The organism is Acidimicrobiia bacterium (genome assembly GCA_036271555.1).
GTDB lineage: Bacteria > Actinomycetota > Acidimicrobiia > IMCC26256 > PALSA-610 > DATBAK01.
The window spans coordinates 52,854-65,020 of record DATBAK010000004.1 but is presented as its reverse complement, the minus strand read 5'-3'; the positions used below and the strand labels follow the sequence as shown (position 1 = coordinate 65,020).

Annotated in this window: 11 protein-coding genes; 7 read left to right on the top strand and 4 right to left on the bottom strand. The window is 71.6% G+C overall.

Annotation, left to right across the window (positions count from 1 at the left end):
- Window positions 1-81 precede the first annotated feature (81 nt).
- On the bottom strand, window positions 82-1,326 hold the full coding sequence (locus VH914_02100) for an amidohydrolase family protein (GenBank protein ID HEX4489973.1): 1,245 nt from the start codon (window positions 1,324-1,326) through the stop codon (window positions 82-84).
- Between the two features lie 64 nt (window positions 1,327-1,390).
- On the opposite strand from VH914_02100, the gene VH914_02095 reads away from it, so the two are divergent.
- On the top strand, window positions 1,391-2,218 hold the full coding sequence (locus VH914_02095; GenBank protein ID HEX4489972.1) for an amidohydrolase family protein: 828 nt from the start codon (window positions 1,391-1,393) through the stop codon (window positions 2,216-2,218).
- A 299-nt stretch (window positions 2,219-2,517) separates the two neighbouring features.
- On the opposite strand, the gene VH914_02090 is transcribed toward VH914_02095, so the two are convergent.
- From VH914_02090 to VH914_02080, 3 genes are all read right to left on the bottom strand, one after another.
- Entirely contained in the window at window positions 2,518-3,333 is an 816-nt protein-coding gene (locus VH914_02090; protein HEX4489971.1) for an alpha/beta fold hydrolase, read from the bottom strand.
- On the bottom strand, window positions 3,333-4,328 hold the full coding sequence (locus VH914_02085) for an ornithine cyclodeaminase family protein (protein ID HEX4489970.1): 996 nt from the start codon (window positions 4,326-4,328) through the stop codon (window positions 3,333-3,335). The genes VH914_02090 and VH914_02085 overlap by 1 nt, the downstream gene beginning before the upstream one ends.
- Before the next feature lie 109 nt (window positions 4,329-4,437).
- On the bottom strand, window positions 4,438-5,385 hold the full coding sequence (locus VH914_02080) for a pyridoxal-phosphate dependent enzyme (protein ID HEX4489969.1): 948 nt from the start codon (window positions 5,383-5,385) through the stop codon (window positions 4,438-4,440).
- A gap of 103 nt (window positions 5,386-5,488) precedes the next feature.
- Here VH914_02080 and VH914_02075 point away from each other — a divergent pair, with 103 nt between their 5' ends.
- From VH914_02075 to hutI, 6 genes are read left to right on the top strand one after another with little or no spacing between them, the layout of a single operon-like run.
- Entirely contained in the window at window positions 5,489-5,887 is a 399-nt protein-coding gene (locus tag VH914_02075; GenBank protein HEX4489968.1) for a DUF1003 domain-containing protein, read from the top strand.
- Window positions 5,884-7,401 carry a histidine ammonia-lyase gene (gene hutH / locus VH914_02070; GenBank protein ID HEX4489967.1) on the top strand — a complete coding sequence of 506 codons (1,518 nt, stop codon included), beginning with the start codon at window positions 5,884-5,886 and terminating at the stop codon, window positions 7,399-7,401. Before VH914_02075 ends, hutH begins: the two co-directional genes overlap by 4 nt.
- Entirely contained in the window at window positions 7,398-9,053 is a 1,656-nt protein-coding gene (gene hutU, locus VH914_02065) for a urocanate hydratase (GenBank protein HEX4489966.1), read from the top strand. The genes hutH and hutU overlap by 4 nt, the downstream gene beginning before the upstream one ends.
- Window positions 9,050-9,625, top strand: coding sequence for a peptide deformylase (gene def, locus VH914_02060; GenBank protein ID HEX4489965.1), 576 nt, complete (start codon window positions 9,050-9,052; stop codon window positions 9,623-9,625). Before hutU ends, def begins: the two co-directional genes overlap by 4 nt.
- On the top strand, window positions 9,622-10,968 hold the full coding sequence (locus VH914_02055) for a formimidoylglutamate deiminase (protein ID HEX4489964.1): 1,347 nt from the start codon (window positions 9,622-9,624) through the stop codon (window positions 10,966-10,968). Before def ends, VH914_02055 begins: the two co-directional genes overlap by 4 nt.
- A complete protein-coding gene (gene hutI, locus VH914_02050) occupies window positions 10,965-12,131 on the top strand; it encodes an imidazolonepropionase (protein HEX4489963.1) in 1,167 nt (388 codons plus the stop codon). The genes VH914_02055 and hutI overlap by 4 nt, the downstream gene beginning before the upstream one ends.
- Window positions 12,132-12,167: the final 36 nt, after the last annotated feature.

Genomic DNA, 12,167 nt, shown 5'->3' with positions numbered 1-12,167 from the left:
ACTGCTCCTCTCGACCTGCTCCTCTCGACCGCGCGCCCGCGCGACGCTACCGGTCGGTTCTTTCTCGTCGCACTCCGACCGCTACCGGTAGAAGCCGGGGCTGGTCGCGCCGTCGGGCGTGCCGTCGAGCGGGACCCGCAGCTCCTCGACCGTCGGTCCGACGTTCTTCGCGATCGGTGCGAGGACGTCGAGGTCGAAGCCGTAGACCTTCGCCGCGTTGCGCCCGAGCACCGTCTGCAAGTCGTCGGCCGACCAGTCGTGGAAGCCGAGCCGCAGCAGCTCGCGCGAGAACGGCGTCGAGCCTTCGTGGTGCGGGTAGTCGCTGCCCCACATCATGTTGTCGATGCCGAGCTTCCTCATGCCCTTCGCCTCGATGGCTCCGGGGAAGCTCACGCCGACGTAGCAGTTCTGCTTGAAGTACTCGCTCGGCGGGCGCGGCAGCCGGTTGTCCTTGTCGAACTTCAGCTCGCCGATGCGGCCGAACGCCATCTGCGCGTGGAATCCGTCGAGCATGCGCAGCATCTCGACCAGCCACGAGCAGCCCGACTCGGTCATCACGAACGTGAGGTTCGGGAAGCGCTCGAAGACGCCGGCCATCATCACCTGCCAGAACGCGCGGTGCGCGAACCAGCCGGTCTCGATGAGCCACATCGCACCCGACGCGGGCGCGTCGCCGTAGTCGGGGTGACCGCTGCCCGAGTGGTAGTTCACGGGCATCCCGAGCTCCTCGCAGACCCGCCAGAACGGGTCGTACTCGGGCCGGAAGTAGGGGAGCAGCTCGGTGTCGTCGGGAACGCCGGGGATCAGCACCCCGCCGCGCAGCCCGTGCTCGTGGGCCCAGCGCACCTCCGCGATCGCGGCGTCGATGTCGTTCACGAAGACCTGCGCGATGCCGGCGCGGCGCTGCGGCTGCTGCGAGCACCAGTCGGCGAGCCAGCGGTTGTGTGACCGCAGACCGGCCCAGCGCAGCTCGAGGTCGTCCTTCGTCGGCGGGCGGGCGACGAGCGCACCGGTGGGGAAGAACGGCGGCACCGTGTTCGGGAAGATGATCTCGGCGACCGTGCCGTCGGCTTCGAGATCGCGGTTTCTGCGATCGGTGTCCCAGTTGCGACTGCGGCTGCTGCCCTGCAGGTCGCGGAACGGGTTCGAGTACTTCCCGCGCCACGCGTCGTACGACTCGGTGTACTTCGCGTCGAGGTACTCGCGGTACTGGTCCATCGAGCCGCCGGCGTGGCAGTCGGCGGAGACGACGACGTAGCGGTCGGGCAGTGGACCGCCGGTCGCGTCGCGGTCCTGCGTGCTCGTTGTCTTCGTTGCTGCGCTCACAAACCTGACGCTAGCGTCAGCAACTCATGACGGGCGAAAGCGGCGGACGCCGAGGAGCGAGCGAATGAGCGCCGACGTTCTGGACATCTGGGTCAACCTCGTGACGCCGAAGTCGGCGGCGCAGTTCCTCGGGCAAGAGGAGAACGCGCACATCCCCGGCTACCTCGGCGGCGACGGCAGCGAGGGGGTCGGCGTCGAGGCGTTGCTCCGGGTGATGGACGAGCAGGGCGTGGCCACCGGCGTGCTCACGACCGGCCTCGTCAAGGGCGGGCCGGAGGCGATGTTCGAGGTCGCCGACGCGCACCCCGGCCGCTTCCTCGTGTGCGCGGTGGTGAGCGACCGCCTGCGTCCGACGCGCGACGTGAAGCGCATTCGCGGGCTCGCCGAGCACCCGCGTTTCGCGATGGTGCGCGTCACACCGCTCGCGACGCAGGTGCCGATCAACGACGCGCGCCACTACCCGATCTACCAGGTGTGCGAGGAGCTCGGGATCCCGGTCGGCATCAACGTCGGCGTGCCCGGACCGCGGGTGCGTTCGAGCGTGCAGCACCCGCAGCTGCTCGAAGACGTGCTGATCGACTTTCCGGATCTCGTCGTCATCGGCGCGCACATGGGCCACCCCTACGAAGAGCTGCTCATGAACTACATGCGCAAGTGGCCGAACCTGTACCTCTCGTGCACCGCGTACGCGCCGAAGTACTTCGACCCCGGCCTCGTGAAGTTCATGAGCACCAAGGCGTTCCGCGGCCGGATGATCTGGGGGAGCGACGAGCCGTGGTTCCCCATGCGGCGCTCCCTCGCGGAGGCGCGGGAGCTGCCGCTCGACGAGGAGGCGTTGGCGCTCTTCCTCGGAGGTGCCGCCCGCCGGCTGCTGGATCGCACCGCGAAGTAGGTGTCGCAGGAACGGGCGGATCGCTCTGCGGCCGCCCGAGTAGCGAGGGGAAGGAAGCGTGGGGCACGCCGTTGTGCCCGCAGCTTCGCCGTCCCTGGCGGAGTGTCACGCGGGGCGAGGCGGGGGACGAGCTCCGCCGGTGGCGGCTCCGGCGTCTCGCTCGGTGGAGTGAAGTGCGGATCGGGACATCAGCGACCTCCCTTTCGTTTTCGTGAGGTCATCGTGCACCCGACTCGTTGCCGAAGGGTCGCGTGCGTGCGACCGTTCGGCGTCGGATCGCTGAGCGCTGTCTGTCGCGCTCAGACGCGAGCGAAGAAGGCGACGAGCTCGCTCGCGACCGCGTCGACATGCGTGAAGATGCCGAGGTGGCTCGAGCTCGGGATCTCCGCGTAGCGCGCGCCGGGGATCTGCGCGGTGGCGGCGCGCGCGTGCGCGGGCGGTGAGTCGACGTCGTGCTCGAACGCGAGCACAAGGCAGGGCACGCTGATGTCGGGCCAGACGCGCGTGCGCTCGAGGTCGAGTGACCACGCGAGGCACGCCTCGTAGTGACCGAGCCGGCCGGGGTTCGCGAGCGGCGGCTGATCACCGATCATCGACAGCCACGCGCCGACGATCGCGTCGTCCTGGAGGTCGAAGTTCGGCAGGTAGCGCAGCGTCTCGCACGCGAAGAAGAGGCGCGGCAGCTCGACGTCGAGGCGCGCAAGATCGCGCTCGACGGTCGTGATCGCCTTCTCCCACTCGGTCGCGACATTGCAGCTGCCCATGAGCGCGGCGGCGCGGACCCGCTCGGGATGACGGGCGGCGAGCGTCTCCGCGATCCAGCCACCCATCGAATGTCCGGCGACGCGCACGCGCTCGAGCTCCAGGTGATCGAGGAGCCCGACGAGGTCGTCGACCATCTGCCCGACCGAATACGGCGCCGGCGGTGCCGACGACGGCGGCACACCGCGGTTGTCGTACGTGATGACGCGGTAGCCGGCGGCGACGAGCGCGGGACCGATACCGATGCGGAACGCGAGCGCGGGCTGCGTGCAGCCGCACACGAGCACGATCGGATCACCGTCGCCTTCGATCTCGTAGTCGATCGTGACGTCGGGAAGCTCGACCTTCGGCATCAGAACGCGATCTCCGATCCGATGCCGCCCGCTCGCGCGGCATCTACGACGAGCTGCGCGGCGGCGAGGTCCTCCGCCGCGACTCCGACGGACTTGTACAGCGTGATCTGGTCGGCGCTCGTGCGGCCGGGACGCGTGCCCGCGACGAGCTCACCGACCTCGGCGTGGATGTGATCGGCGGTGATCACACCGTCGCGGATCGCCCAGAGCAGCTCGTTCGCGCCCGCGGGCACCGGCGCGAGCACGGCCGCGCGTGATTCGACGACGACGATCGCGTGGCGCACGGTGTCGGCGTCGACCTCGCGTCCCGCGGTGTTGAAGCCGACCGAGCTCACGTGCACGCCGGGACGCAACCATTCGCGCCGCACGACGGGGTCGGGCGAGTGCGTGGTCGCGCACACGATGTCGGCGCCCGTGATCGCCGTCGCGAGATCAGTGGTCGTGGTGATCGCGAGATCGAGCCCGTCGAGCCGGTCGAGCCGGTCGAGCTCACGCGCGAGCGCGGTCGCACGGGGTGCGGAGCGGCCGGCGATTCGCAGCTCGCGCAGGTTCGGGCAGACGCGCGGGATCGCATCGGCGTGGGCGCGCGCCTGCACTCCGGTCCCGAGGATCGTCAGGACGGTCGCGTCGGCACGCGCGAGGTGCTGCGCGGCCACGGCCGAAGCGGCGGCGGTGCGCGCCGCGGTGATCGCGGTGCCGTCGACCAGCGCGATCGGTGTGCCGGTGCGCGGGTCGCAGAGCACGACGACGGCTTGATGTGTCGGCGCATCGACGTTCTCCGGGAAGACCGCCACGAGCTTGGCGCCGAGTGCGCCCAGCTCGGGGAACGAACCCGGCATCGCCGCCAGCAGCCCGCCGGACGGGGTCTCGGCCGCGATCCTCGGCGGCATCGACGGCGAGCCGACGCTGAGCTCCCGCAACGCCGCCGCCACCGCGTCGCGCAGCGCGTCGAGATCGAGGACCGACTCGACGTCGGCGCGGGTCAGGACGAGCATCGGCTGACGCCGGGCGAGCTTCTCGCCGGGACGGGTGGGTCGCTTCGCGACGCCGCCGGATTCGGGCCCGAGTCGAGGGCTGAGGTGTCAGGAGCAGCGAGCGCGACCATCAGCCCAGCACGCGCGCGAGCGTCGCGGTCGCGACGTTGCGACCGGTCAGCACGATCGCGACCGGTCCGTCGGCAAGGGGGACACGGCCCGTCGCCACCGCAGCGGCGGCGACCGCGGCCGACCCTTCGACGACGACGCCGTGCTCGCGCACGAGCAACCGCATCGCGTCGGCGATCTCGTCTTCCGACACGGTCACGACGTCGGTGATGTCGCGGCGCACGAGGTCGAACGTGACCGAGCCCGGTTCGAGGTTGCCGGCGAGTCCATCGGCGAGCGTCGCGCCGACGGCAACCGTCACCGGGTGCCCCGCGTCGAGCGCGCTGCGGAACGCGGGCGACTGCGACGCCTCGGCCGCGATCACACGCGTCGACGTGCCGTGCGTCGCGAGACCGAGCCCCGACGCGAGCCCGCCGCCACCGATCGGCGTCACGATCGTCGCGAGCGCGGGGATCTGCGCACGCAGCTCGAGCGCGATCGTGCCCTGACCCGCGATCACATCGGGATCGTTGTAGGGCGACACGAACAACGCACCCGCGTCGGCGAGCGCGAGCGCGTGGCGTTCCGCGTCGTCGTAGGAGTCGCCGTGCCGCACGAGGGTGATCGGGAAGCGTTCGAGCGCCGCGAGCTTGGCGGGCGAGGCCTTCTCGGGCACGACGATCGTCGCCTGCGCGCCGAGCCGTGAGGCCGCGAACGCGACACCGAGCCCGTGGTTGCCGGCCGACGCGGTGACGATCGGTCGGTCGGGCTCCCGCTCGACCGCGGCACCGACGGCCACGAGCGCGCCGCGCACCTTGAACGAGCCGGTCGGCTGGAGCGTCTCGAGCTTGAGCCACACGTCGGCGCCGAGCGCCGGCGCGGGAACCACGGGAGTGACCGCCAGGTGCTGGCGCACCACCTCGAGCGCGCGTGTGATCGCGCTCGCGTCGGGTACTCGGACGGTCCGCACGGGAACAGTCTGCCCGGGCCGCCTTCGGGCCCGCCCGATTGCCGCCGTTCGCGCCCGGCGCTGGGGTTCACTGGTCCCGCGGTGGACGACGAGAGGAAGATTCGTGGCCATCAAGCTCGACCCGAACGTCACGCACAACCCGGTGATCGTCGAGCACAGGGAACGGCGTTACGCCAACATCCAGCTGCGCGTCGCCGACGCGATCACTTCCTTCGCGGGATCGATGAACTTCGTCTACATCCACGCGATCGTGTTCGCGGTCTGGATGATCTTCGTCGAGAAGAACCCGTGGCCGAAGCTCACCCTCGTCGTCTCGCTCGAGGCGATCTTCCTCTCGACCTTCGTCATGATCGGGCAGAACCGTGCTGCGGAGTTCCAGCAGGCGAAGGCCGACCGTGACTTCACCGAGCAGGAGCAGGAGCTCAAGACGAACACCGACCTCACCCGCGAGATCCACGAGCTGACGAAGGCCGTGCACGCGAAGGTGCTCGGCCAGTCGTGATCGACCTCACCGGCACCGGGCTCACGGCGGACGCCGTCGTCGCGGTCGCGCGGCACGACGAACCGGTGCGGCTCGCGTCGTCGGCGCGCGGCGAGATGGAGACGAGCGCGGCCCTCGTCGACGCGCACGCGCGTTCCGACGAGCCCGTGTACGGCGTGTCGACCGGCTTCGGCTCGCTCGCGAACACGGTGATCCCGCCCGAGCGGCGCGAGGAGCTCCAGCGCGCGCTCATCCGCTCGCACGCGGCCGGGATGGGACCGCCGGTCGAACGCGAAGTGGTGCGGGCGATGATGCTGCTGCGCGCGCGCACGCTCGCGATGGCGTACTCCGGCGCCCGTCCGCTGCTCGTCGACACACTGCTGGAACTGTTGAACCGCGGGCTCACGCCGATCGTGCCCGAGCACGGATCGCTCGGCGCCAGCGGCGACCTCGCGCCGCTCGCGCACGTCGCGCTCGTGCTCATCGGGGAGGGCGAGGTCGTCGACCGCGACGGCCACATCGTCGAGGCCGCGCGCGCGGGGTTCGAACCGGTGACGTTGCTCGCCAAGGAAGGGCTCGCGCTCGTCAACGGCACCGACGGCATCCTCGGCATGCTCCTGCTCGCGCTGCACGATCTCGACGACCTGTTGCGCGTCGCCGACATCGCGTGCGCGATGACGGTCGAGGCGCTGCTCGGCACCGATCGCGCGTTCGCCGATGATCTCCAGCAGCTGCGGCCGCAGCCGGGTCAGCGCGCGAGCGCGGCCAACCTGCGCGCGCTGCTCGGCGGGTCCGCGATCGTCATGAGTCACCGCGTCGGCGACCTGCGGGTGCAGGACGCGTACTCGTTGCGGTGCGCGCCGCAGGTGCACGGCGCGGCGCGCGACACCGTCGACCACGCTCGGCGCGTCGCCGGCGCGGAGCTCGTCTCGGCGATCGACAACCCGATGGTGCTGCCCGACGGTCGCATCGAGTCGTGTGGCAACTTCCACGGCGCGCCGCTCGGGTTCGCATGCGACTTCCTCGCGATCGCGGCGGCCGAGGTCGGCGCGATCGCGGAACGCCGGGTCGACCGGCTCCTCGACGCGACGCGCTCGCAGGGGCTCCCACCGTTCCTCGCGCCCGACGCGGGCGTGAACTCCGGGATGATGATCGGCCAGTACACGATGGCGGCGATGGTCGCCGAGAACCGGCGGCTCGCGGCGCCCGCGAGCGTCGACTCGCTGCCGACGAGCGCGATGCAGGAAGACCACGTCTCGATGGCGTGGGGCGCGGCACGCAAGCTGCGACGCGTCCTCGCGAACGTCGCGCGCATCCTCGCCGTCGAGCTCACGTGCGCGGCGCGCGGGTTGGACCTGCGCGCGCCACTCGCACCCGCGGCGGGCACGGGGGCCGCGCTCGCGGCTCTGCGGGCACGCGTCGACGGACCCGGCTCCGACCGCCGGCTTGCGCCCGAGCTTGCGGCGGTCGAGGCGATGGTCGTCGACGGCACCGTGCTGCGCGCCGTCGAGGGCGTGGTAGGGACGCTGTCATGAGGACGATTCGAGCGCCGCGCGGCGGCGAGATCTCGTGCAAGGGGTGGCCGCAGGAAGCCGCGCTGCGGATGCTCCACAACAACCTCGATCCTGAGGTCGCGGAGCGGCCCGAGGACCTCGTCGTGTACGGCGGCACGGGACGCGCGGCGCGTTCTTGGGAGGCCTTCGACGCGATCGTGCGGACGCTCCGAACGCTCGAGGGCGACGAGACGCTGCTCGTGCAGTCGGGCAAGCCGGTCGGCGTGTTCCGCACGCACGAGTGGGCTCCGCGCGTGCTGATCGCGAACTCGAACCTCGTGCCCGACTGGGCGACCTGGGACGAGTTCCGCCGGCTCGAGCACCTCGGCCTCACGATGTACGGCCAGATGACCGCGGGCTCGTGGATCTACATCGGGACGCAGGGCATCCTCCAGGGCACGTACGAGTGCTTCGCGGAGATCGCGCGCCGCCGCTTCGGCGGCACGCTCGCGGGCACGATCACGCTCACCTCGGGGCTCGGTGGCATGGGTGGCGCGCAGCCGCTCGCAGTGACGATGAACGGCGGGGTCGCGCTGTGCATCGACGTCGACGGCGACCGCATCGCGCGCCGCATCGCGACGCGCTACCTCGACGAAGAGGCGTCGGATCTCGACGATGCGGTCGCGCGCTGTGAACGCGCGCGATCAGAGCGGCGGGCGTTGAGCGTCGGCGTGCGCGCGAACGCGGCCGACGCACTGCCGCGGCTGCTCGAACAGGGTTTCGGCGCCGACATCGTGACCGACCAGACCAGCGCGCACGACCCGCTCAGCTACGTGCCCAACGACTTGAGCGACGAAGCGATCGCGCGCCTCCGTGACGACGATCCCTCCGAGTACACGCGCCGCGCTCGGGACGCGATGGCCGTGCACTGCGCGGCGATGGTCGGCTTCCTCGACGCCGGCGCCGAGGTGTTCGACTACGGCAACAACCTGCGCACCGAGGCGCGCGCCGGCGGCTTCGAGCGTGCGTTCGCGTACCCCGGCTTCCTGCCCGCGTACATCCGCCCGCTGTTCTGCGAGGGCAAGGGCCCGTTCCGGTGGGTCGCGCTGTCGGGCGATCCCGCCGACATCGCCGCGACCGACGCCGCGGTGCTCGAAGAGTTCCCCGACGACGACGGTCTCGCGCGCTGGATCGCGCTCGCTCGCGAGCGCGTCGCGTTTCAAGGCCTGCCGGCGCGTATCTGCTGGCTCGGCTACGGCGAGCGGGCGCGACTCGGCGCGCGCTTCAACGCCCTGGTGCGGCGGGGCGCCGTGCAGGCGCCGATCGTGATCGGACGTGACCATCTCGACTCGGGCTCGGTCGCGTCTCCGTACCGCGAGACGGAGGCGATGGCCGACGGTTCCGACGCCATCGCCGACTGGCCCTTGCTGAACGCGCTCGTGAACACCGCGTCCGGCGCGACATGGGTGAGCATCCATCACGGTGGCGGCGTCGGCATCGGCCGCTCGATCCACGCGGGCATGGTGTGCGTCGCCGACGGCACCGACCTCGCGGGGGAGAAGCTCGAGCGCGTGCTCACGGCCGACCCCGGCACCGGCGTCATCCGTCACGCCGACGCGGGCTACGAGCGCGCGTCCGAGGTCGCGGCCGAGCGCGGCGTGCGCATCCCGATGACGGAAGGCGACGGCTCGTGACCGCGCGACCGATCGCGACGATCGGCCATCCGGTGTTGCGCGAACGCGCGCGCGAGATCACGGTCGAGGAGCTGCGCGCCCCGGAGATGCAGCGACTCGTCGACGACCTGATCGACACGATGCGTGCCGCGGGCGGTGCCGGCATCGCCGCGAACCAGGTGCACGAGACGGTGCGCGTCGCGGTGATCGAGGTCGAGCACAACCCCCGCTATCCGTACAAGCCGCGGATCCCGCTGACCGTCGTCGTCAACCCGGTGATCGAGGCGCTCGACGACGAGACGGTCGAGATCAACGAGGGTTGCCTGTCGGTGCCCGACCTGCGCGGCACCGTGGAGCGCAGGGTGAACATCCGCGTGCGCTATCTCGACCGCGATGGCAACCCGCACGACGAGATCAAGCGCGGGCTCACCGCGGGCACGTTCCAGCACGAGCTCGACCATCTCGACGGTGTGCTCTTCGTCGACCGCGTGCGCGACCCCCGCACGCTCACGACGTGGGAGCAGTTCGAGCGTTTCCACCGCGACGCGTTCGTCGCCCGTATCACCGAGTTCGTGGCACGCGTCGGGTCGTGACGACGTACTGGTGCGAGTACGCGTGGCTGGGCGGCGACTCGGTCGACGCGGGGGTCCTCATCGAGGTCGACGGCGACCTGATCACGAACGTGACGATGGAGCGGGCGTTTGCCGACGCGACGATCCTGCGCGGCGTCACGCTCCCGGGCTTCGCGAACGCGCACTCGCACGCATTCCATCGCGCGCTGCGCGGCGTCGCGCAAACGAGCCGCCGCGGCACCTTTTGGAGCTGGCGCGACGAGATGTACGCGCTCGCGGAGCGCCTTGATCCCGACTCGTACCGCGCGCTCGCGCGCGCGACCTTCGCCGAGATGGCGCGTGCGGGCATCACGGTTGTCGGCGAGTTCCACTATCTCCACCACGACCGTGACGGCGTGCGCTATACGGATCCCAACGCGATGGGCGCCGCGCTCGTCGCGGCCGCGGCCGATGCCGGCATCCGGATCACGCTGCTCGACACGTGCTACCTGCAGGGCGGGATCGCGGGAGGGCGCGTCGTCGAGCTCGCCGGCGTGCAGCGGCGGTTCGCCGACGAAGACGCCGACGGGTGGGCGGCGCGAGTCGACGCGTTGCGCTCGCTCGCGGGTCCTCGAGTCGCCATCGGTGCCGCGATTCACAGCGTGCGTGCCGTCGATCCGGTCGCGCAGGAGCGCGTGGTCGCATGGGCGACCGCACACGGCGCGCCGCTTCACGCGCACGTGTCCGAGCAGCCGGCCGAGAACACGGCGTGTCGGGCTGCCTACGGGCGCACACCGACGGCCGTGCTGGCCGACGCCGGCGCGCTCGACGCGCGGTTCACCGCCGTGCACGCGACGCACCTCACGGACGACGACATCGCGGGGCTGGGTGCCGCGCGCGCGACGTGCTGCTTCTGTCCGACAACCGAACGCGACCTCGCCGACGGTGTCGGTCCTGCGAGCCGGCTCCGCGCGGCGGGCGCGTCGTTGGCGATCGGCACCGACTCGCAGGCGGTCATCGACCCGTTCGAGGAGGCGCGCGCCGTCGAGATCGACGAGCGGTTGGTGTCGGGCACGCGCGGCACGCACGACGCAGCCGCGTTGCTCGCCGCGGCGACCGCTGCGGGCTACGAGAGCCTCGGCTGGGCGGACGGCGGATGCCTGGCCGCGGGTGCGCCGGCCGACTTCACGACCGTCGCGCTCGACAGCGTCCGCCTCGCCGGCTCGCACCCTGGCCGGCTGCTCGACGCGGTCGTGTTCGCTGCGACCGCGGCCGACGTGCAGCACGTGGTCGTCGCCGGCGGCGTCGTCGTCCGCGACGGACAGCACGTGAAGCTCGATGTCGAACGCGAGCTGGCGACCGCGATCGCCGCGGTCCGCGCATGAGCTCGCTCGTGGTCGACCACATCGGGCTCCTCGTCACGAACGACCCCGCGCTCGGCGCCGGTCCGCTCGGAATCGTTCGGAATGCCGCGGTCGCGGTCGCAGGCGAACACGTCGTCGCCGTCGGCGCGGCCGGCACGCTCTCAGCCGACGAGCGCGTCGACGCCGACGGTCGCTGCGTGATCCCCGGCTTCGTCGACAGTCACACGCACCTCGTGTTCGCCGGCGACCGCGCCGACGAGTTCGCGCAACGCATGGCCGGCCACGACTACGAGGCCGGCGGGATCCGCGTCACCACCGATGCAACCCGCGCTGCGAGCACCGACGAGTTGACCGCGCTCACCGCGGCGCGCCGAGCCGAAGCACGCCGCGCCGGCATCACGCACGTCGAGGTGAAGTCGGGTTACGCGCTGAACGTCGAAGGCGAACGGCGCTCCTGCGAGATCGCGCGCGCGGTCACCGACGACGTGACGTTCCTCGGCGCGCACGTCGTCCCCGCGGAGTTCGATGGCCGCGCCGACGACTACGTGGCGCTCGTCTGCGGCGAGATGCTCGCGGCCTGCGCGCCCGAGTGCCGCTGGGTCGATGTGTTCTGCGAGGTCGGCGCCTTCGACCGCGACCAGTCGCGCGCGGTGCTCGCCGCCGGTCGCGACGCGGGCCTCGGGCTGCGCGTGCACGCGAACCAGCTCGGTGAGGGTCCGGGCGTGCAGCTCGCGGTCGAGATGGGCGCCGCGTCCGCCGACCACTGCACTCACCTCGGCGCCGCCGACGTCGACGCGCTCGCGAGCAGTGCGACGGTCGCGACGCTGCTTCCCGCGACGGATTTCTCGACCCGCCAGCCCTATCCCGACGCGCGCCGACTGCTCGCCGCGGGCGCGACGGTCGCGATCGCGACGAACTGCAACCCCGGCTCGAGTTACACGACGTCGATGGCGTTCTGCCTCGCGCTCGCCGTGCGCGAGATGCACATGACCGCAGAGGAAGCGCTCGCGGCGGCGACCCTCGGTGGCGCGACCGCACTCCAGCGGCCCGAGCTCGGCCGGATCGCCCCCGGCGCGCGGGCCGACCTCGTCGTGCTCGACGCGCCGTCGTACACCCACCTCGTGTACCGGCCCGGCGTCCCGCTCGTACACACCGTTGTCGAGCGCGGGGCGCTACACCCGTAAGGCGCGGCGGCTGAGGCGTCAGGAGCGGCGAGCGGA

What these genes read in the sequence shown, in the direction of transcription:
- VH914_02095 (HEX4489972.1), top strand. Translation starts at nt 1,391, where the DNA reads ATGAGCGCCGACGTTCTGGACATCTGGGTCAACCTCGTGACGCCGAAG.
- VH914_02090 (HEX4489971.1), bottom strand. Translation starts at nt 3,333, where the DNA reads ATGCCGAAGGTCGAGCTTCCCGACGTCACGATCGACTACGAGATCGAA.
- VH914_02085 (HEX4489970.1), bottom strand. Translation starts at nt 4,328, where the DNA reads ATGCTCGTCCTGACCCGCGCCGACGTCGAGTCGGTCCTCGATCTCGAC.
- hutU (HEX4489966.1), top strand. Translation starts at nt 7,398, where the DNA reads ATGAGGACGATTCGAGCGCCGCGCGGCGGCGAGATCTCGTGCAAGGGG.
- hutI (HEX4489963.1), top strand. Translation starts at nt 10,965, where the DNA reads ATGAGCTCGCTCGTGGTCGACCACATCGGGCTCCTCGTCACGAACGAC.